Consider the following 21,842-nt stretch of genomic DNA (forward strand, 5'->3'; position numbering starts at 1 on the left):
AATTGGTCTATTAGAAAAAGAGACATTTATTTTATAGACCCTACCATAACGCCTTTTTCGAAATATTTTTGGAAAAAAGGATACATGACAATTAAAGGAAGACTTGAAATGACAATGGATGAATATTTAATCATTTCAGAAATCTTCTTAAGCTCAGCCATCGCTAATTGGTCACTAATCATTCCCGGTTGTACATCATTTTGGATTAAAATGGAACGTAAAACTAATTGCAATGGGTGCAAATTTGGATCTTCCAGGTAAATCATTGCATCAAAATACGAATTCCATTGACCAACAAATGCGTACAATGCAAGAACAAAAATGATTGGTTTTGACAAAGGCAGGACAATCTTTAGAAATATCATCAGATTGGAAGCGCCATCAATTCTTGCCGCCTCATGAAGCTCCTTCGGTATACCTCTGAAGTAGGTTCTTGCTAATATGATATTCCATACACTTACAGCCCCAGGCAAAAGAACGGCCCACATCGTGTTTAGCATATTTAAATCCTTCACAACTAAATAGGTTGGAATTAAACCGCCACTGAAAAACATTGTAATTAAGAAGAAAACCATTACTAATCTTTTTCCAACAAATCCATCAATAGATAACGGATATGCTGCTAGTATTGAAACTACTACGGTGATAAAAGCGAAGCCGAATGAGTAGATAATTGAATTGATAAAACCTCTGATAATCGCATCATTCTGCAAAATCCTCTTGTACCCTTCTAAACTCCAATCAGAAGCCTTTAGCGAGAGTCCTTTATTAAGCAATGCATTCGGTTCTAAAAAAGATGCTAACAGGATGTACAAAAGTGGTAATAATACAATTAATAGAATAATTGCTAGAATGATTTTATTTAATAACAAAATGAATTTATCTGATTTTGAATAGTTTAAATGCATAATAATCCCCCTTTCCTTCTTTAATACAGGCCTTCACCTTCATTTAGACGCTTAACAATTACATTTACAATTACCAGCATAATGACATTGATTACAGAGTTGAAAAGTCCTATTGCTGTTGAATAAGCATAATCCCCAGCTTGTAAGCCTATTTTATAAACATAAGTTGGGATAATCTCGGAAGCTGTAATATTCATTGTGGTTTGCATTAAATAAGCTTTTTCAAACCCTATGGCCATAATTCCGCCGGCCGCAAGAATAAATAAGACAGCCATAACAGGTTTGAGCGCTGGAAGATCGATATGCCAGATTCTCCTGAGAAGAGAAGCTCCATCTATTGTTGCAGCTTCATGTAAGGAGGGATCCACATTTGCTAGCGCTGCAATATAAATAATGGACGCCCAGCCAGCCCCTTGCCAAATTCCTGAAATAATATAAACAGACATAAAGTATTCAGGCTCAGTCATGAAAGAAATTGGTTTGTTCATAAAAAATCCCAATATTGAATTGACGGCACCATTAGGTGAAAGGAATATAAAAAGCATTCCCGTTATAACAACAACAGATATAAAATTTGGTGCATACAATATAAGCTGCATATTTTTTTTAATGGATTTTCTTCTTACTTGATTTAGCATAAGGGCTAAAATGATTGGAACGGGAAACCCTAAAATCAAACCGTAAAAACTTAATTTAAGCGTATTCATAAAAATCTCATAAAAATTTGGAGAGGATAAAAAGCGAATGAAATGCTCAAAACCTACCCAATTACTTCCTAGGATACCTTTCATGGGACTGAAATCTTTGAAAGCAATGATAGAACCATACATCGGAACGTATTTGAAAATAATTGTTAAAATGACTGCAGGGGCTAGAAAAAGATAAAGTGAAAAATTCCTCATAATATATTCCAAAATTTTGTTTCTTTCTTTTCCCTTTTCAACACCTTTTTCCAGAACTGTTGTATTTTCCACAGCAATCTCCTTTCAAAATTGTATTTTTTTAAAATATAAAACTATAAAACAGGATTTTTTTCTTATAATATGTCAACCGCTTTCATATGTCAACCGCTTTCACAAAAAAATGTTATCGCTTTCATAAAAATATGAAACCACTTCCAAAAGTATAAAGGAGATGTTATTCATTTTTATTGAAATAACTTTCTTCATTTGTTTATACTTTTGAATATTTTACCTCCCTTTATCCCCTAAATAAAAAGTATAAATACAATGGGTTATCCACAATCATGTCGTTAATTACACTATTTATTAGCAATTTTTAGATATTCACATGAACTTTTTAAATTACGAACAGGTTTTCCACAGAAGTTATCAACATATCCACATTTTCTATCCACATTTTGTGTGGGTACATTTGTTCCCTACTATATCTATAAACAACTTTTTTCTGTACACAGGTAATGTGTATAACTTTAGAGCTACAACAACCACCCCTGCCATTAGTCCTGTACTAAAACAGGTAAAAGGTTTCAAGGAATTTTTGCCATTTTTACTGAATCTTATAAATGTTTTGAAAAAAATATTTTAAAAAAGCACTTGCTTTTATTTTCTTAAATCAAGGGGGAGTTTCATTGAAAAAAGGGATCTTTAAATCATTTGTGTACACTACCGCATTAGCCCTGTCTCTTTCAAGTTTTTCCTTAGGAGCAGATGCTGCAGCAACACAGAAATCAACTGAACAACGTGAATTAGCAAAGGTGTACGGGGATATAAATCTTTCCTCCAAAAAATCGACAACTGTTATTGTAGAGCTTAAGGAAGAATCAATTGTTGAAGCAAAACAAGCAGGAATCTCCCAAAGCAAAGGAAATCTGAAAAAAGCACGTGATTCAGCCAAGGCAAAAACAAAAAAGGCAGTAAAAAACGCTAAAATTAACCGCGAATATGAATATGTTTTCTCAGGCTTTTCCGTTGAGCTTCCGGCGAGCGAGGTTCCAAAGCTATTAACCTTAGAGGAAGTTAAAGCGGTCTATCCAAATATTGAATATCAAACAGATCATGTTGAAGGAAAAGAAAGAGTTTTATCTACAGAAGAATATAGCCCGCAAATGCTTAAAAGTGCTCCATATATTGGCGCAAACAGAGCTTGGGAAACCGGATATAAAGGTGAAGGAATAAAGGTGGCTGTTATTGACACTGGAGCAGACTATACACACCCTGACTTAGCTGGAAGCTTTGGTGACTACAAGGGGTATGACTTTGTAGATGATGATAATGAACCGCAAGAGACACCAAAAGGCGACCCGCGCGGGGAAGAAACAGCTCATGGCACTCATGTTTCTGGTACAGTAGCAGCAAATGGTTATATTAAAGGAATTGCTCCTGAAGCGACATTGCTGGCTTACCGTGTTCTTGGTCCTGGCGGCTCAGGTACAACCGAAGATGTTGTTGCCGCAATTGAGCGTGCAGTTCAAGATGGTGCTGACGTTATGAATCTATCACTAGGAAATACTCTAAACAGTCCAGACTGGGCAACAAGTATAGCCCTTGATTGGGCGATGGCTGAAGGAGTTGTTGCTGTTACTTCGAATGGGAACAGCGGTCCTGAAAACTGGACAGTGGGTTCTCCCGGGACTTCCCGTGAAGCTATCTCAGTAGGGGCGACTCAATTACCTTACAATGTGTACTCTGCAAAATTTGCCGGCTATGAATCTGCCAAAGTTATGGGCTTTGCGGATGATCAAGAGCTTTTAGATTTAAGCGGAAAAGAAGTTGAGCTTGTAAATGCAGGTTTAGGACAACCCGCTGATTTTGAAGGAATTAATGTGGATGGAAAAGTAGCTGTTATAAGCCGCGGGGGTATCCCATTTGTTGATAAAGCGACTAATGCAAAAAATGCTGGTGCAATTGGAGCAGTTATTTATAATAATATACCTGGTGAATTTGAATTTGAAATACCAGGTATGGAAGTACCTACAGTAAAGCTCTCAAATGAAGATGGACGAAGGCTGGCCCGTGCCATTGAAGCTGGCGACAATAAGACAACATTTAAATTTGCATTTGTAAAAACAATAAATGAAACAATGGCAGATTTTTCGTCAAGAGGTCCTGTTGTTGATACATGGATGATTAAGCCTGATGTTTCTGCTCCTGGAGTGAATATTGTCAGTACCGTACCAACACATGATGCTGCTAACCCACATGGGTATGCTTCCTATCAAGGAACAAGTATGGCCTCTCCACATGTAGCAGGTACTGCTGCACTATTACTGGAAGCCAATCCAAAATGGAGTGTTGAGGATGTTAAGGCTGCTTTAATGAACACAGCCCACAATCTAAAAGATCCGGATGGTAACCTTTATCCTCTCAATACACAAGGTGCAGGAAGCATCCGCGTTCCTGATGCTATTAATGTTGATACATTAGTAGCACCTGGAAGCCATTCCTTTGGTGTCTTTTCTAAAAAGAAAGGGAAGCAAACAGAAAAACAACATTTTCAAGTGAAAAATTTATCAAATCAAAAGAAGAAATATACGGTTGATGTACAATTTAAAGGTGAAAACGCAAAGCGCGGCATTAAAGTAAAGACCAGCAAAAATGTCAAAATAAATGCTAAGTCTTCTAAAAAGGTCAATTTACGCGTACAAGTAGACGCTTCTAAACTAACACCTGGATATTATGAAGGTACGATTGTTTTAAAAGACGGGAAAAAAGTAGTGACAGAGGTTCCGACAATCCTGTTTGTCCAAGAGCCTGATTACCCTCGTGTGACAAGCCCTTACGTGACACCGGCAGGGAACAATAACTTTAATATTGAGGCCTATTTCCCAGGTGGAGCAGAGGATGTTGTTCTTTATCTAGTAAACTCTAATTTTGAAATTGTTGGTGAAACGAGCAGACATCAAAATGTCAGCAAAGGCTTACAATCTTTTACATGGAATGGAAAGATCGGCAGTCTGCCTGTTGCAAAAGGCGAATATTATTTCTATATTAGTGCTACCAAAAAAGGTGTAACGGATTATGCTCTTACACCAGAACCATTTACAGTAGAATAATTTGAAGGCTTGTTTCATATAATAGGGTGTACCCATAACAAAGCTGCTAAGGACTTTGTCTTTCTAAGAAAGAAAGTTTACTAGTCCAAGAGGAGCCTTGTAAATATGGGTCACCCTTATTTTTTTGAACAAGTATTATAGACAAAGGGCGGGGGAAAAATATTCAATGCTAAAGTTCTTACTGTTTTTTCTCATTTCCTATACAGTTTGTTTTATTTTATTTACAATTCTTTTCTATTTCATGCATCTCATCCGCGGCCGCAGATTTGCGTTCCGTGCAGCTACCAATGATATTGTTGATTTGATGATGACGATGCCGCTCAGCTGGCTCTTCAGCCTTTGTTATATTTTATATCTTTTTCTTTCCTTTCCTATTTGGTTTTTTCAATCGAAAAAAAGACCTCCAAAAAAATTAACAAAAAATCATCGGGGCTATTTTAACAAATACCCTAAGAAAAAGTGAGCATGCCATCATTCATGACATATATAGAAGCTCAGTGGATATTCGGAAGCTATTTCTATCGGCTTCCTGACCACTCAATTGGAACACCCAACCAGAAATCGCAGCTCTTACCCGCTCGGTAAAGCCGGTTGGGTCTACGGGGAACCAGTTGTTTTTCAAGTGAGGTATATTATGAGGTGATACCTCCTTTAGCGATGCGCGATCTCTGGACTATGAGCGAAACGCAGTTTTCTATGCGCAAAATCAGATCTCCTATGTGCGATCTCTCCCTTTCTATGAGCGATACCGTCCTTTCTTTGCGCGATCTCTGAACTATGAGCGATACCGTTTTTTCTTTGCGCGATCTCTGGACTATGAGCGAAACCCAGTTCTCTATGCGCGAAATCAGATCTCCTATGAGCGATCTCTCCCTTACTATGAGCGATACCGTCTTTTCTTTGCGCGATCTCTGAACTATGAGCGATACCGTTTTTTCTTTGCGCGATCTCTGGACTATGAGCGAAACCCAGTTCTCTATGCGCGAAATCAGATCTCCTATGAGCGATCTCTCCCTTACTATGAGCGATACCGTCTTTTCTTTGCGCGATCTCTGAACTATGAGCGAAATCCAGCTTTCCAGGCGGATTTCTCCTCTTCTATGATAATAACAATCTCAATTCCAGAATCCCTTCTTATGAGTGATATTGTCATGCGACATTAAAAGAACCCTGTACCAACAAGGCACAGGGGAAATTAGCTTTTTACCGTTTATTAAATCCTTTTTTCTCAACGAAATCCTTCATGTACATTCTTTTAGGAAGAGATAGCATCTTTGCCATTTGGCCTGTCCATGTTTCCTTCCGCTTTCCTCCGGTTCTTTCGTGATAATAGGCTGATATTTCTTGATCGTACTCTTCTAATTGCTTTTTATAAAGCTGATCGTTTTGCTGATAACCATTCTTATGATAGACATTTTCGAGCGGTAATCTCGGCTTCAAATAAGGCTCTTGGTCTGGATAACCCACTGCAAGGCCAAAAAGCGGAATCACCCGGTCAGGCGTATTTAACAATTCACTTACTTTGTCCAACTGGTTCCTAATCCCTCCAATGTAACAAATCCCCAAGCCCATTGATTCCGCAGCAATAGAAGCTGTTTGGGCTGCCAAAGCAGCATCAATTACAGCTACCATATATTTTTCTGTACTTTCTAATGACTCAGAAAAATCTTGGCTGTGCAATTCACTGATTACTTCATGACGGTGCAGGTCTGCACAAAAAACAAAGAAGTGCCCGTTTTCCGCCACATATGATTGATTTCCAGCTAACTCAGCAAGCCTTGCCTTTATGTCTAAATCATCCACTCCAATAATCGTGTAAGCCTGTATATAGCTTGATGTGGAAGCAGCTTGAGCACTTCTCACAATGGTTTCAATTTGCTCGTCTGTAAGAGCCTTATCCTTAAATTTCCGTATCGAACGATGTCGGAGAATCGTTTCAATCGTAGTGTTCATTTATCATTTCCTCCTATAGCTGTTCATTTCATCTTTTTGCGACTTAAAACATAGTTAATTACTTCGATTACTGGTGTTTCTCCGTGATGTGAGGGGTGGGATGCGAGACACATCGACTACCTATATTTACTAATTTTTAATCAACAATAAATTAGAAAAGTGCTTATAAAAAACTGTATCAATTCTCCGATAAATAAACAAATATTCTATCCAGAATAAAATATTTATTCCAACATAATTTTTTCTAGTATTAAATAATAATATTTTTGTAGATTTCTTATGAGATGTCATATACCCTAATAATATAACAATTCGAAATATTATAAGAAAAGGGGTTTTTTCCTTGGATCACTTGTTGAAGCGATTAGAAGAAATTTTCCCAGAAATGGTTGAAAACCGCCGGTTCTTTCATCAATATCCAGAACTCTCACATGAGGAGGTCAATACACCTGCAAAAATTGCAGAGCATTTAAGAGGACTTGGTATTACCGTCCGCACTGGTGTGGGAGGGAATGGAGTCGTTGGGTATCTCGAAGGCGGCAAGCCTGGAAAGACGGTTGCCCTGCGAGCTGATTTTGATGCTCTTCCTCTTCAAGATAAAAAAGAGGTTCCTTATAAGTCAAAAGTTCCCGGAGTTATGCATGCATGTGCTCATGATGCTCATACGTCTACTTTACTAGGAGTCGCTAAAGTTTTAAGTGAAAAGAAAGAAGAGCTTAATGGAAATATTGTGTTTATTCATCAATTTGGCGAAGAATTAGCTCCTGGCGGGGCCATGCCAATGATTGAAGACGGATGTCTGGAAAATGTAGACGTCATTTTCGGTACTCATATTTGGGCGACCATTCCGGTGGGTGAAATTGGCTTGAGGTCTGGACCTATTATGGCAGCAGCCGATCGTTTTCAAATTGCTGTACAAGGAAAAGGCGGGCACGGGGCTTCTCCGCATGAAACGATTGATTCTATTGCAATCGGAGCTTCTCTTGTCAGCCAGCTGCAACAAATCATCAGCAGAAGGATTAATCCTCTTGAACCTGCTGTATTGACGGTCGCATCCTTCCATGCAGGCAATGCATTCAATGTTATTGCCGATTCTGCTACCATCGAAGGAACAGTCAGAACCTTTAATCCTGAGGTTCAAGACTTCATCATTAACGAAATGGAGCTAATCATTCAATCAACCTGTCAAGGGGCAAATGCAGGCTACCAATTTCAATATAACAAAGGCTACCCTGCTGTCGTCAACCATCTAAATGAAACACAACAACTAATAGCCAGCGCAAAAAAGGTATTGACTGACGATAAAATAAAAACGATGGAACCTATAATGGGTGGAGAGGACTTCAGCCATTATTTAGAAAAGGTTCCTGGAACCTTCTTTTTCACTGGTGCAAAAAATGACAAGGTAAATGCTGTATATCCCCATCATCACCCTATGTTTGATATTGATGAGGAGTCCATGCTTATAGCCGGAAAAGTTTTATTAACTGCCACTTTGGACTATTTAGCACAAAACTAGATGATAAATGGCTCTGGAAGAACTGAGGGAAGTATGCATCTAAATTTTGAATGCATCTCCCAATTCATTCCATTGCTAGAAAAATAAAATGAATCCGCTTACATATTCATGTTTTAAGGATTTGGAAAAAAGTTATGTTGAAAAAGCTATTGACAATTTCCCTCAATGAATTAAAATTACTTTTGTTGTATAATTATATAATTTATAAGGAGTTTTCATGTTGAAGCCATATATAAAACCATATAAGCAAATTAAAGCAGCAGATATGATAAAGTTTTTAATACCTTCTCTTATTGGGGTTATCTTATTTATGATTCCGCTCCCTTACAATGAGGAGGTTACTATTCCGATCGCTATCCTTTCTGGATTTGTGCAAGAATTGCTTGCAAACTATTTACCTGAGATTATGACATTCATCATCTCCATTACTTTTATTGGAAGTTTTGCAGCAGTTGTCATAAAGCCGAAATCGCTAAAAGAAGGAACATTTTTCTATCAGCTTTTTACTGTCCCCCCATTTTGGTTTGTTATTAGATTATTAGGAATGATTTTTGCTATCCTTGCATTGTTTCAGATTGGACCAGAAATGATTTGGTCAGAAAACACAGGCGGCATGTTACTCACTAGCTTACTGCCAGTTCTCTTTTCTGTATTTTTGTTTGCAGGCTTATTTTTACCACTTTTATTGAACTTTGGCTTACTAGAGCTTTTTGGCGCTCTTCTCACAAAGCTTATGCGCCCGGTTTTCAAATTACCTGGCCGTTCATCAATTGATTGCCTTGCTTCTTGGATTGGAGATGGAACGATCGGTGTGCTTTTAACAAGCAAACAGTATGAAGAAGGCTTTTATACAAAACGGGAAGCAGCTATTATCGGTACAACATTTTCTGTTGTATCCATCACTTTTAGCCTTGTTGTCATTTCCCAAGTAGGCCTTGGCAAAATGTTTGTACCTTTTTACCTGACAATCCTTGTCGCCGGCCTTGTCGCAGCTGTTATTAGCCCAAGAATCCCGCCATTATCAAGAAAACCGGATACTTATTTCAATGAAGAGCAAACAAAGTATTCAGAAGATATCCCAGCAGGGTATACACCTTTTTCGTGGGGATTAACAAAAGCCACTGAAAAAGCCCGGGCAAACAGTGGAATCAAAGGTTTCCTAAAAGATGGGGGTAAAAACATCCTTGACATGTGGATGGGTGTTGCGCCCATTGTCATGGGGTTAGGAACCCTTGCTTTGATTATTGCCGAGTACACGCCATTCTTCCAATGGCTTGGCATGCCGTTTATTCCTTTACTAGAAATCATGCAAGTACCTGAAGCTGCAGAAGCATCTCAAACACTTGTCGTCGGGTTTGCGGACATGTTCCTTCCTTCTGTTATAGGAGCAGGAATTGAAAGTGAAATGACTCGCTTTGTTGTAGCAGCCGTTTCTGTAACCCAGCTTATTTATATGTCAGAGGTTGGCGGTTTGCTGCTAGGATCGAAAATCCCTGTCAGTTTAAAAGACTTAATCATTATTTTCATTGAACGAACATTCATTACTTTACCTGTAATTGTAATCGCAGCCCATATTATTTTTTAATAAAAGGTGCCAGGCTCCTTAGTGGAACCTGGCATTTTTTTGACGTTTCCTGAGAATTTATGCTCGATTTTATTATTCTAGGTTAATCAAACTATCGATTCCCTTCACCTAACCCGGTTCAATATGGGCAATGATATTTTCAAGCGTTCCAGCTTAAGTTTATATGTGTCCACTCAATAAATTAATAGCTTCCTCCCTCGGGTTGACAAAAAAGGAAAGGAACTTATCTTTTCAAGGGTCTTACTAATGAATCCAAATCTTCATCTAAATTCATGATTTTTTGTTCAACCATTGTCTTGGCATCGTGTACACCTTGGTTATAAAAAAGGGTACCAAGCTCGTCCATCATAAAGTCCAATATACTTTCTGCTGCGATAATACCAATCTCTTCGTCTCTTTCTGTTTGAAAAAATGTTTGGATGCTTTCAATCATCATGGCTTTGTTTTCCTTGGACAATGTAATCTCCATTGTTTTTTCCCCTTCTTTCTTACTAAAAATTCCTTCTGATCAAGTTAGTGTAGCATATGATTATTGAATTTAAGATCAAAATGTGGACACTCAGTTGCCTTTGTTATCTACACTCTTTGGACTTTTTTTGGGTAGTTCCACATGATTTTGACCACATTTTAGTAGATTTCTCAATGTTTATACAATTACAGAGACGCCATTTACTCTTGATCAGCATTGAACGAAGGTTATCTTCGAAATTGAACCAATTATCTTCGAAATTTTCATTATATCTTCGAAAATGGCAGATTTATCTTCGAAATTTCCCATATATCAATTTTTCGACAAAACCTGACCTAACTTCATTAGAAGAAATCAAGCAAACTTGTATTAGCAGGGTCAATTAGTTGCTTCAAAGCCTCTACGTGTTCCTTTCGACCATGTATTCTTCCAATTTCATAAAGAAAAGCAGGTGAACGATATCCTACAGCCAAAACAGAAAACGTATTAATATCCATTATAAGCTGTTTCTGTTCGCGTTCTTTAGAAAGAGGAACGTAGTTCAAAACCTTTTCAACTTTACCATTTTTATAGATAAATGTCGCGTCGTTCCATTCTGCATAAGAATCCGTAATGGTCAATACGATTTCTTCATCAACTGCCGGCAGAAAGCCTATTTCTAAAAAGCCTGCTACATCGACAACTCGCACCATTCCAAAAGGATAGATTTCTTGCTTGATCTCTGGATTATGTAATAAAAAGGGCAGCTGATCATCTTCCGTCACAACCATTGTTAAGGATTGAATCATCGAATCATGCTGACAGATAAAATTCCATAATTCTGACCGTGCTTTTCCGTCAAAGCAAACAAACTCTTTCACATTCATTTTTCTTTCACTTACCTTATATAACAAGTACCCTTTTGGACTTTTTTCTTCGTCAAAATAAAATGCAGCATGGCAGCCTTCTGATAGTACAGAGTTTGCCCACCAGCTAGAATCTCTCTTTAGCATGCCGACATACTGCTTCGCGAAATCTTCATAGATTTCATTTAACAAAGGGACCGCTTCATCCTTTGACCTTCTTCTAATGAAGCCATTGCTGTCTGGAAAGGCAACAAGATCCTCCTTTTTCATTTCATACTTTTTTAAAGAAGCACTCACTTCCCACCCAAACTTACGATAGAATGAAATTTTAAAAGGGTGCAAGTAACTAAGAAGCTGCCCTTTTTCTCTCATAGCAGCTAACGATGATTTAAGTAAATCTTTCACTGAGCCTTGTCTTCGAAACTCAGGCCATGATGCAACACCAGCTATACCTCCCATTGCACACACTTTATCTTTGAAAAACACTTGAAAAGGAATGATGTGGAGCTTGGAGCAAAGTTGATTTTCATCAAAAACTCCAATAACTTCATGATTTTTAATTTGTTCTTTTTGTTTTTCGATCTCGTTTGCAGGTATCGAATATTGAAAAGCAAATTGAGAAAGCTCCAGGCTTTTTTCGATCTCTTCTTCTTTGAATTTTCTAATCTCTCTCATCGCTGCCTCCCCTTTCTTCCTAGTTTTTGTCAATCCGTCCAAATCGATTTAATAGATCCAGCTGCCCTATAGTCAGAATTCCTCTCCACTCAGTTTTTGCTTTCTTCCATGCCTGATCATCTCCCTCAAACTCCCGTGACCAATTCGGCTCCCAGTATCCATCTTTATGCTGAGATTGAATAAGGAAATCTAAGCTCTTGTCTACCTTCTCCTTGTTTTCTTCATAATAAGGTGAAACTTTCGAATCAATTAAATGATAAGGCTGACAACCATACCCTTTCCAGCTTTCCTCATCCCAATCAATGATTTCATGGAGATGTTCCCCAATTTTTGAAAAGATTCTTTTTGCTTTTTCCTCTTCTAAAACGTCAGCGAGTCGCAAATAACACATAGCTTCATGGAATTCAATGTGCTTGGTATTTGCGATTCTTTCTAATGCATCGTTAATTCGCTCTACTAAAAATTCCTTTGCAACAAGCTTTTCATACTCATATAAATAGGAGATTACTTCTGCGCTCGGGTTCCCCCAAAATTGTTCGACGTCATTTCCATTACCTTCTTCATTGAAGTGCCACCAAGGCGCATGGGGATATTGGTTTACTTCAGGTGGAACAGAAGGCCATCTTTTTTCTTTATCCTTATATTGCAATAATAAATAGTTAATCCCATGTTGAACTAACGGCTCCTGACTTGTGACTTTCAGCTTACTGAAATATTGAAAAGCCACCGTCGTAGCCATAACAGAAGAATCAGGCAAAAAGAAATCCGGCTCTATCCCATGCCCAAAGCCTCCATCTTGATTTTGAAAGTTCTCAAGCTCATTTAGTACATCATGTTCTGAACCCTTTTTAAACAAAAAACGAAAATATGTTTTTTCTAATTCACGGGCATGTTCTTCTATAAACTCTTCTGCTTGTTTAAAACGATCAATCGTCAATTTCAAATATATGCATCCCCCTTGGTTCATCGTTGGTTTACATACTTTTTCGGCAATAGGAAAGAAAAATCCTTTAATCATTATGAACTAAGCCAAAAAAAGAGAAAGATGATGCTCATCATCACCCTTCGTTTTTGGTTCGCTGCTTATTCTTACTATACAAACCTGCCCCAAATTACTTTACCATCAATCATAGTCATACTGAGCCGGTCCTTCTCCTTTTTGGTTTTTAATGTATGGTTAAAAAGATTCAACTGATTGTTCTGCAATTTGGTCTTCAAAATCTCAAAAATGCCATTCATCAAATAAATATAAAACCTTTTGGGATGGTTTAAACCCGACAGCCCCAATCAACACTTCATCAATACCATTTAATAGAATCCAGCAAACCGTTCTTCGGCCAATTTCTTCACATAGAGATTTCTTTCTGTTAAAAACTTTTCCATATAAGCTTTCAAAAACAAAAAGTCTGCAAAAGATCCTAAGATGCCAAACGGAGATTTATAAGTAAATGTATCAATCATTAATGTACCATTTTCCTTTGGAATAAACTCATGTACATGAAAGAAGCTTTTGAATGCTCCTTCTACCATTTCATCTACAAAACGATGGGGCCGGTCAAACTCTGTTATTTTTGCCGTTAATTGTTGACGAATGCCAAAATGGACAGCTTCCCATGTCACTTGTTCATTCAATTCAATTAAACCAGAAGTTCTACCAGAGATCGCTTTTTCGTTTGTTTTACGGGTTGACTGCTGATGAACATCAATATCTCTTGCTAAATCAAAACAAATTTCGGGACAAGATAAAATAAATAATTCTGTTTTTACAACTGGCATTTGTTAATTCTCCTTATTTTCAGAAAATTTATTGCGGTAAACTATGGAAAAATCAACTACATATGTTATACTAGTTGTAACAAAATGTTCACAAAATGTTTTGTATTTTGTCACATATTGTTGATTGTAAGCGTAAACATAATATAAAGGGGATGATACCATGGATATGTTTTTTGCATACGCATTGATTGCCAGTGCAACACCACTTTTCTTATGGACCGAAAAACGAGGTTGGGCGCTTTTTCATCTACCATTTATCGCGCTCATGTGGGTATTTTTCGGCATATACCTTACTACTGACTTAAGTGTTGTTGGATACATTCTAATGTTTATGGTGTTTGTTGGAAACATTATTTTTGCTCACGTTGCAGCTTTTGTATTATGGGCATCGCCTATCCTGCGAAAACGAAAATTGAAGCGTAACTTAAATGTTATTAAATAAAAAATCTGGCGAAATCGCCAGATTTTTTTAATGGTGATGGTTTAGATGTACACCGAACTCCATGACCCAATAAGACCCTAATGCAATGACAACCGCAATAAAAGCTGCGAATAGCATATTTATGACGTTCCATCCGCCATCCTCCCCTTCACGAACATGCATGAACATGAAGAGCTGAAGGCCAGCTTGAATAAAACCAAAGATAAAAATCGTTACAATTTTCAGCGTTGAAGATAATTCAGTGTACATAGCTACCCAAAGTGCAATTAAAGTAAGGATGATTGATGTTGCAAATCCGATGACATGATGCCATGGGAAATGATTATGTGACTGTGCTCCACTTTTGTTATGTGCCACTTTACATCACCAGCCTTAAGAGGTAAACACCTGTGAAGATAAAGATCCAGACAACATCAAGGAAGTGCCAGTATAAGCTTGAAATAAACACTTTTGCTGCTGTCGCAGGTACTAAACCTCTTTTGAAAATTTGAATCATGATAAGAGTAATCCAGCCGATACCAAGTGTTACGTGAAGTCCGTGTGTCCCGGCGAGAACAAAGAATGCTGACCAGAAAGCACTTGTTGAAAGACTAGCTCCTTCATGAACATAATGAACAAATTCATAGATTTCAAATCCTAGGAAGCCTAGTCCTAAAAGTAATGTGATCGGCAGCCAGGTGAGGACACCTTTTTGGTTTCTGCGGCGTAATTCATGAATCGCTAAACCACATGTAAAACTACTTGTTAAAAGTAAGAAGGTCATAATCATAACGCCTTTTACTTCAAACAGCTCTTCAGGAGAGGGCCCCCCGGATGTTCTGTTAATCAAAACAAAATAGGTTGCAAAAAGCGTTGAGAATAAAGCAATCTCTGCCCCAAGGAACCACCAGAAACCGAAAATGTTCAGTCTTCCAGTTTCTGATTGATATTCTAAAGGCGTGTTAGGATCTACTTGCTCAGTATGTGCCATTTTCTCACGCCTCCTTTAACTTTTCTTCAGTTTCTTTTATTTCATCTACACTTACATAATAGCCTTCATCATATTCAAACGATCTTAAAGCTAGGCAAGCTACAACTCCGATTGCTCCAAGGATTGCCATCCACCATAGAGAGAAGACTAAGCCGAATCCGCTTATTCCAAAGAATACAGACATAATAATCGGTCTGCCAGAGTTGCTTGGCATATGAATCGGTTTGTAAGGTTGGTTTTCAGGCTCTTTCCCTTTATTCGCTTCTTTCGTTCTCCAAAATGCATCAAGCCCTGTTACTTCTGGAGTGTGAGCGAAGTTATAATGTGGAGGAATGGCTGATGAAGTCGCCCACTCTAATGTACGGCCATCTTCCCAAACGTCTCCTTTTTCTTCCCGCTTTTCGTAGCGTGCACTGTAATAAATGTTGTAGACTAATACAACAAATCCAAGAGCCATACCAACTGCCCCAATAGAAGCAATGATGTTTAATCCAGTCCATCCATCTGCTTCTGCATAGGTAGTAATACGTCTTGGCATACCGGCAAGCCCTGCAAAGTACAATGGGAAAAAGCAAACATTAAAACCAATCATAAATAACCAGAAGCTCCACTTTCCAATACGCTCATTCAGTTTATGTCCAAACATTTTCGGATACCAGAATACGAACCCTGCAAAACAGGCAAACACAGTACCAGCTATTAATACATAATGGAAGTGAGCAATCAAGAAATACGTATTATGATACTGATAATCGGCAGCTGCCATAGCCAGCATTACTCCTGTTACCCCTCCGATAACAAAGTTCGGAATAAAAGCAAGTGACCATAGCATCGGAACTGTAAACTTAATTTTTCCTTTATATAAGGTAAACAGCCAGTTAAAGATCTTAACTCCGGTTGGAACGGCAATGGCCATCGTCGTAATCGAGAAGAGCGAGTTAACCGCTGCACCTGAGCCCATTGTAAAGAAGTGATGGACCCAAACGACGAAGCTTAGTGCTGAAATCGCTACAATTGAAATAACCATTGCTTTATAACCAAATAACGATTTACGGGCAAATGTTGCTATAATCTCAGAGAAAATACCAAATGCAGGTAAAATAACAATATAAACTTCAGGATGGCCCCAAATCCAGAAAAGGTTGGCCCAAAGCATCGGCATACCGCCGTCTGCTAATGTAAAGAAATGTGTACCAAACAGACGATCAAATGTCATTAAAGCAAGAGCAACTGTTAAAACCGGGAATGCAAAGATAATAATGGCAGCCGTAATGAAAGATGTCCAAGTAAACATTGGCATCCTCATTAATGTCATACCCGGCGCACGCATACGCAGAATCGTTACTGCAAAGTTGATTCCGGTTAAGAGCGTACCAATACCGGAAATTTGCAATCCTAATAGATAATAGTTTTGACCGACATCAGGACTTAGTTCTGGCCCAGCAAGCGGCATATAAGCTGTCCACCCTGCTGACGGCGATCCGCCAAACACGAAAGAAATGTTAAACAGCATAGCTCCAATGAAAAATGTCCAGAAGCTTAGCGCATTCAAGTACGGGAACGCTACGTCACGAGCACCGATTTGCAACGGTACGACAACGTTCATTAAACCAATCAAAAATGGCATTGCCATGAATATGATCATAATAGTACCGTGTGTCGTGAAGATTTCATTGTAGTGCTGGGAATTTAGAAATTCAGTTTCAGGCAATGTGAGCTGTGCCCTCATTAACATGGCATCTACTCCTCCACGGAAGAGCATCAATATTGCCGCAATAATGTACATAATACCTAATTTTTTATGGTCAACAGTTGTTAACCATTCAGTCCAAAGCCATTTCCACTTTTTGAAATAGGTAAGAATAAATACAATAGCTACTGACGTTAAGGCAATCGATATATTGGCACCCATAATAAGCGGGTCGTCGAGAATGAGATTGTCTTTTATAAAATCAAACAATAGTTGATCCTCCCTTCTTAATGAGAGTGTGATTCAGAATGTGATGCCTCTTCATGGTTTTCATGATTGTCCGAATCGTTCTCTGTCTCGTTTTTCTGGTCCTCTTTTTTTCCATGAGGATCTGATGTTACACCATACTTTTCACGAACTTTTATTGCATATTCTGCATCCTCAGCATGGTTGACAAATTCTAAATGTGTTGAGGAGAATTCCATCTCTTTGGCTTCACCGGGAAGCATAAGTTTTTCGTATTGTTCTTCTGTAAGCTTAGGTGCAGAACCTTGCGTTTCTTCCACCCAATCTTCAAATTCACCTTCCGTTTGCGCAATCACATCAAAGCGATGATTTGAGAACCCTTCACCAGTGAAGTTCGCATTACGGCCCTGATAGGTTCCCGGCTCATCCGCTTGTAAATACAGCTTTGTTTCCATACCGGCCATATTATATTTCTGACCGCCTAGCTGCGGAACCCAAAAAGCTGCCATCGAATCAGCTGATGTTAAACGGAACAACACTGCGCGATCTTCTGGAATGTGAAGATAATTTACTGTTTCAATTCCTTCTTCAGGGTAGCTGAACACCCATTTCCAGTTTACGGAGGTTGCATGAATAACGAGTGGTTCCTTGTCATTAGAAGATTTTGGAGCTTCTTCTAATGAATAAATTGTCTGTACAGTCGGAATTGATAATCCGATGACAATTAAGATCGGAATCACAGTCCAAATTATTTCGAGCTTTGTACTGCCTTCCATTTCAGGAGGCTCATAGTCCTTGTTTTCTTTCCGTTCACGGTATTTCACAACGACAATCGTGAACAAAACGAATACAACAATTATGATAAACAGCATGGCCCATATTGATAGAAGAATAAGATCACGTTGCTGTGCAGCAACAGGCCCTTTTGGATCCAATACAACTAGCTCACTGCAGCCTCCTAGAATGAAAACAGAAGTCATCATTACCAGCAGCATAAAAGGTTTATACCATTTGAACAAGAGGATCACCGTCCTTCCCGAAGTTTTAATTGTAAAGTAATGACGGGGTTTATTCGTCATATTTCTTTTGCATAGGGGATATACCGAATCAGCTCTAAAAAATTAAAAATTTGCTTCATTCAATGTTGATATCAAAGCTGATTTAACGCAGTTTTCACCCTTTTCCTATACCACATCCTATCAAAGATAAAGCGACTCGGGACCGTTGTTCTTTAATTGTCATGACTTTTTCACCCAAATGTCACGACTTCGACAAAATTAGTTCAAAAAGTGTTCATAACTATGTAAATGAATGTGTTTTCAGGAAGAAATAGCATTTACATGTAATATTTTCGGGTTTTTCCCAATTTGTTGATGTGGTAATCGCAATGGGAAAACCAAAAATAGGAGACCTAAGAAATGTAATTGCAAGATTATTAATAATAAATGTAATAATTTTTAGAATTATTGCGAGGTTATTTAATAATTCATATGCTTCGGCATATATTTTCTCGTAATTTGAACAAATAGTGAAACCGATAAGGCTCTGTTATCTACTTCCCTTGAGAAGAGGAAACTGAAAATCTTTAATGCAGGGTTACTAGAGGAGTGCTAAAAAAGACTGTTTTAATCATTCAGTTAGTTACTATTTTTGCTTCTATGGAACTTTTCCCAAATATGAAAAAATGTTTTTTTCCTTTCTTTTTAAATTGGCTTGTGACCTCAGACGGGGTAGGCGTTGCAGCTGAACAACAATACCTCTCTTTACACATTAATACCAGAATCATTTTAAACTTTTTACCATACAAAAACAGACATGTTTCACGTGAAACATGTCAGAAAAAATATAACCTCAGCTGTCGAAGAATTTACAAGGTCATCATAAAGTCTCTAAACGCGCCTTGGCCTTCTTCATCTTGTTTAAACACTCCTGCATGCCCCAATATCTCGGCAAATACGTTACCCATTTCTTCTTTCAATACATTTAAACTATTTTCTGGTGTTAGTTGATGAGAATCTTTTATTTTTCTTGCCCAGTCAAGATGCTTTGTAATTTCTTGGTTGTCTTCCATTTGCTTTTCAAAATCTTGTGAAACGAGAGCTTTTGCCACTAGATTCATTTCCTCTATTAAACGGCCCGGCAATACAGCGAGTCCCATTACTTCGATTAAACCGATATTCTCTTTTTTAATATGGTGAACCTCTTGATGAGGATGGAAAATACCGAGTGGATGCTCTTCACTTGTTCGATTGTTTCTTAAAACAAGATCAAGCTCAAATACCCTCTCTCTCATTCTAGCAATTGGTGTGATCGTATTATGCGGTGTTTCACCCGTAAATGCAAAAACACCTATCCTTTGATCACTGTAAGCTCTCCATGCATTTAATATATAATCTGCTGCATGCAAAACCTCTTGTTTATCATGACTCTGCAGGCGGATGACTGACATCGGCCATTTTACTATACCAGCAGAGACCTTAGGGAAATTGGATAACTCAAATGATTGTTCAATTCCCGCTTTAGCCATTGGAAACTCGTGATTTCCCCCTTGAAAATGATCATGGCTTAGGATAGAACCTCCAACGATCGGTAAGTCAGCATTTGACCCGAGAAAATAATGAGGATACTGCTCTACAAAATCCAGAAGTCGCTCAAATGTCTCTTTTGTAATACTCATTGGTTCATGCTTCCCTTTTAAGACAATACAATGCTCGTTGTAATAGACGTAAGGAGAAAATTGCAGGAACCACTGCTCTTCTTTTAATGTAACAGGGATGATACGATGGTTTTGTCTGGCAGGATGATTGACTCGTCCCCGATATCCAACATTTTCTTTACATAACAGACAGTTTGGATAGTTTGCCTGCTTTAAATTTTTTGCTGCTGCAATAGCCTTTGGATCCTTTTCGGGTTTTGAGAGATTGATCGTAATTTCCATTAATCCATAAAGAGTTTGTGAGTACCAATGTTGATTTTTGGCAATTCGGTCTGTGCGAATATAATGAACACCCTTTGAGTAATCATAAAATGCTTTTGTAGCCGCTTCTGCTCCATTCGTTTTTTTCAAAGTGTCAAACCACCGTATCATTTCCGTTTGAGAAGGAACAAAGCATGCCATTAGCTTTGTGTCCAAAAGATCACGGTATGTGACGGTGTTCTCTTCCAAAAGGTCGTTTTCTGCTGCCCAATCCAGAATTTCTTCCAAAATTTCGACAGGTGTATCTAACCTTTCTTGCGGCACTTGTATTGGATAAAAGTCGTCTAAATTCAATATTTCCATCAGCTTATTGCGAGTTAAATCGATGTCCCATTCCATGATTAACTCTTTTTGCATCCCATACTGCAAAAGCCGTTCAATTTGTGTACTGATCTTCTTTAACATTTTCCTCACCTCTCCCAACCTAAATAAATCCAATTAACAGGTTATATCGCCGCCCAAAGCTAAGACTGGACAGTCATCTATTTTTCGTCCTCATTTACTAATTCCCTTGCACCATCCCCAACCTCTACAACATAAAAATCTGCTTCCAAGCCAGTTTTCTCTGTATAAAGCTGGCTTATGTTGTTGATAAAAGATTCAATATGCTCGCTCTCTACAATACTAACTGTACAACCGCCAAACCCTGCGCCAGTCATTCTTGAACCGATCACACCATGCTGCTTCCATGCTGATTCTACTAATGCATCAAGTTCATGGCCTGTTACCTCATAATCATTTTTCAATGATACATGTGATTCATTCATAAGCTCTCCAAATGCCTTTAGCTCTCCTTCCTTTAAGTTCTTAACTGCTTTTATCGTTCGATCATTTTCATAAACCGCATGCTTTGCCCGTTTTCGATCAATTTCGTTCCTAATAAGATGTTTGTATTTGTTAAATTCAGCTGGCGTCAGATCCCCTAAAGACTCAATTTTCAGCTCTGATTGCAAATCAGCTAACGCCCTGTCACATTCACTTCTTCTCTCATTATATTTAGAATCGGCCAGTGCTCTTCTCTTGTTTGTATTCGTTATCACAAGTTTTGCCTCGCCAAGCTGAAGCGGGCTGTATTCATATTGAAGAGTTTGACAGTTTAATAGAACGGCACTTTCTTGCTTCCCCATCCCAATTGCAAATTGATCCATAATTCCGCAGTTTACTCCGATAAAATGATTTTCAGCATATTGGCTTAATTTCACTAATTCCAGCTGATTAATTTTTAACTGAAACAATTCATTCACCATAACAGCTGTTGCAAGCTCAATCGAAGCTGAAGAAGATAGACCGGCACCGTTTGGAATATTTCCATAAAATAAAGCATCAAACCCTTGAGGGATATTGACTAATTTTTGAATTTCTTTTATAACCCCTTTAGGATAGTTAACCCAATCATGGTCTTTTTCAAATGCTAATTGCTGAAGATTTAATTGAATGATTCCCTTGTCCTCAAAATTTAGAGAATACATATTAATCATCTGATCATCTCTTGCTCTAACTACGACATAGGTACCTATGTTTAATGCACAGGGGAAGACATGACCGCCATTATAATCAGTATGCTCACCTATTAAATTCACTCGCCCTGGAGCAAAGAAAATTCGCACATTATCTTCCTGCTGAAACACTAGTTTGAATTTAGCCTTTAAATCATTAAACATACTAAAACCCCTCTCTTCTATTTGAAATTTGCTGCAACCGATTACATCTACTCATATTTTATAAACTTTGGTAGGATTGCACAATGGTAAAAATAGATAGAGAAAAAGGTA

At 38.1% G+C, this 21,842-nt stretch carries 18 protein-coding genes; 5 read left to right on the forward strand and 13 right to left on the reverse strand.

Annotated features, from left to right (window positions below; all coding sequences use genetic code 11):
• Nucleotides 1-26: 26 nt before the first annotated feature.
• Together IC621_RS05810 and IC621_RS05815 are read right to left on the reverse strand one after the other, a co-directional pair.
• Nucleotides 27-908, reverse strand: coding sequence for a carbohydrate ABC transporter permease (locus tag IC621_RS05810; RefSeq protein ID WP_191156668.1), 882 nt, complete (start codon nt 906-908; stop codon nt 27-29).
• A gap of 20 nt (nt 909-928) precedes the next feature.
• Nucleotides 929-1,810 carry an ABC transporter permease gene (locus IC621_RS05815; protein ID WP_191156894.1) on the reverse strand — a complete coding sequence of 294 codons (882 nt, stop codon included), beginning with the start codon at nt 1,808-1,810 and terminating at the stop codon, nt 929-931.
• 689 nt (nt 1,811-2,499) lie between these two features.
• On the opposite strand from IC621_RS05815, the gene IC621_RS05820 reads away from it, so the two are divergent.
• Together IC621_RS05820 and IC621_RS05825 are read left to right on the forward strand one after the other, a co-directional pair.
• On the forward strand, nt 2,500-4,923 hold the full coding sequence (locus tag IC621_RS05820) for a S8 family peptidase (protein WP_191156671.1): 2,424 nt from the start codon (nt 2,500-2,502) through the stop codon (nt 4,921-4,923).
• A gap of 166 nt (nt 4,924-5,089) precedes the next feature.
• Entirely contained in the window at nt 5,090-5,386 is a 297-nt protein-coding gene (locus tag IC621_RS05825; RefSeq protein WP_191156673.1) for a hypothetical protein, read from the forward strand.
• A 740-nt stretch (nt 5,387-6,126) separates the two neighbouring features.
• Here IC621_RS05825 and nfsA read toward each other — a convergent pair.
• Nucleotides 6,127-6,876, reverse strand: a complete 750-nt coding sequence (nfsA, locus tag IC621_RS05830; protein ID WP_191156674.1) for an oxygen-insensitive NADPH nitroreductase — start codon at nt 6,874-6,876, stop codon at nt 6,127-6,129.
• 343 nt (nt 6,877-7,219) lie between these two features.
• Between nfsA and IC621_RS05835 the strand changes: the two genes are divergently transcribed.
• Nucleotides 7,220-8,395, forward strand: coding sequence for an amidohydrolase (locus tag IC621_RS05835; protein ID WP_318153008.1), 1,176 nt, complete (start codon nt 7,220-7,222; stop codon nt 8,393-8,395).
• A gap of 265 nt (nt 8,396-8,660) precedes the next feature.
• Nucleotides 8,661-9,980: a YjiH family protein gene (locus tag IC621_RS05840; RefSeq protein ID WP_224752351.1), complete on the forward strand. Its 1,320-nt coding sequence runs from the start codon at nt 8,661-8,663 to the stop codon at nt 9,978-9,980.
• A 223-nt stretch (nt 9,981-10,203) separates the two neighbouring features.
• On the opposite strand, the gene IC621_RS05845 is transcribed toward IC621_RS05840, so the two are convergent.
• The 4 genes from IC621_RS05845 to IC621_RS05860 all read right to left on the reverse strand — a co-directional run bounded on the left by IC621_RS05845 (nt 10,204) and on the right by IC621_RS05860 (nt 13,745).
• Entirely contained in the window at nt 10,204-10,449 is a 246-nt protein-coding gene (locus IC621_RS05845) for a DUF2164 domain-containing protein (protein WP_191156676.1), read from the reverse strand.
• 344 nt (nt 10,450-10,793) lie between these two features.
• Entirely contained in the window at nt 10,794-11,969 is a 1,176-nt protein-coding gene (locus IC621_RS05850; RefSeq protein ID WP_191156677.1) for a GNAT family N-acetyltransferase, read from the reverse strand.
• Nucleotides 11,970-11,988: 19 nt separating this feature from the next.
• The gene (locus IC621_RS05855; protein WP_191156679.1) at nt 11,989-12,912 is read right to left on the reverse strand and encodes a hypothetical protein; all 924 of its coding nucleotides are present in this window, start codon (nt 12,910-12,912) and stop codon (nt 11,989-11,991) included.
• A gap of 365 nt (nt 12,913-13,277) precedes the next feature.
• On the reverse strand, nt 13,278-13,745 hold the full coding sequence (locus tag IC621_RS05860) for an SRPBCC family protein (RefSeq protein WP_191156681.1): 468 nt from the start codon (nt 13,743-13,745) through the stop codon (nt 13,278-13,280).
• A gap of 160 nt (nt 13,746-13,905) precedes the next feature.
• Here IC621_RS05860 and IC621_RS05865 point away from each other — a divergent pair, with 160 nt between their 5' ends.
• Nucleotides 13,906-14,187, forward strand: coding sequence for a spore morphogenesis/germination protein YwcE (locus IC621_RS05865; protein WP_191156683.1), 282 nt, complete (start codon nt 13,906-13,908; stop codon nt 14,185-14,187).
• A gap of 27 nt (nt 14,188-14,214) precedes the next feature.
• Here IC621_RS05865 and qoxD read toward each other — a convergent pair whose 3' ends face one another.
• From qoxD to IC621_RS05895, 6 genes are all read right to left on the reverse strand, one after another.
• Nucleotides 14,215-14,544, reverse strand: a complete 330-nt coding sequence (gene qoxD, locus IC621_RS05870) for a cytochrome aa3 quinol oxidase subunit IV (protein ID WP_191156685.1) — start codon at nt 14,542-14,544, stop codon at nt 14,215-14,217.
• A 1-nt stretch (nt 14,545) separates the two neighbouring features.
• Nucleotides 14,546-15,157 (reverse strand): cytochrome aa3 quinol oxidase subunit III, encoded by a 612-nt coding sequence (qoxC, locus tag IC621_RS05875; protein ID WP_191156687.1) that lies wholly within the window; start codon nt 15,155-15,157, stop codon nt 14,546-14,548.
• 4 nt (nt 15,158-15,161) lie between these two features.
• Nucleotides 15,162-17,117 carry a cytochrome aa3 quinol oxidase subunit I gene (gene qoxB / locus IC621_RS05880; protein WP_224752339.1) on the reverse strand — a complete coding sequence of 652 codons (1,956 nt, stop codon included), beginning with the start codon at nt 17,115-17,117 and terminating at the stop codon, nt 15,162-15,164.
• 17 nt (nt 17,118-17,134) lie between these two features.
• Nucleotides 17,135-18,112 (reverse strand): cytochrome aa3 quinol oxidase subunit II, encoded by a 978-nt coding sequence (gene qoxA / locus IC621_RS05885; RefSeq protein WP_318153009.1) that lies wholly within the window; start codon nt 18,110-18,112, stop codon nt 17,135-17,137.
• Nucleotides 18,113-18,960: 848 nt separating this feature from the next.
• Nucleotides 18,961-20,475, reverse strand: a complete 1,515-nt coding sequence (gene galT, locus IC621_RS05890; protein WP_191156689.1) for a UDP-glucose--hexose-1-phosphate uridylyltransferase — start codon at nt 20,473-20,475, stop codon at nt 18,961-18,963.
• A 77-nt stretch (nt 20,476-20,552) separates the two neighbouring features.
• Nucleotides 20,553-21,731 carry a galactokinase gene (locus IC621_RS05895; RefSeq protein WP_191156691.1) on the reverse strand — a complete coding sequence of 393 codons (1,179 nt, stop codon included), beginning with the start codon at nt 21,729-21,731 and terminating at the stop codon, nt 20,553-20,555.
• Nucleotides 21,732-21,842: the final 111 nt, after the last annotated feature.

The organism is Metabacillus arenae, assembly GCF_014773385.1.
Lineage (GTDB): Bacteria > Bacillota > Bacilli > Bacillales > Bacillaceae > Metabacillus_D > Metabacillus_D arenae.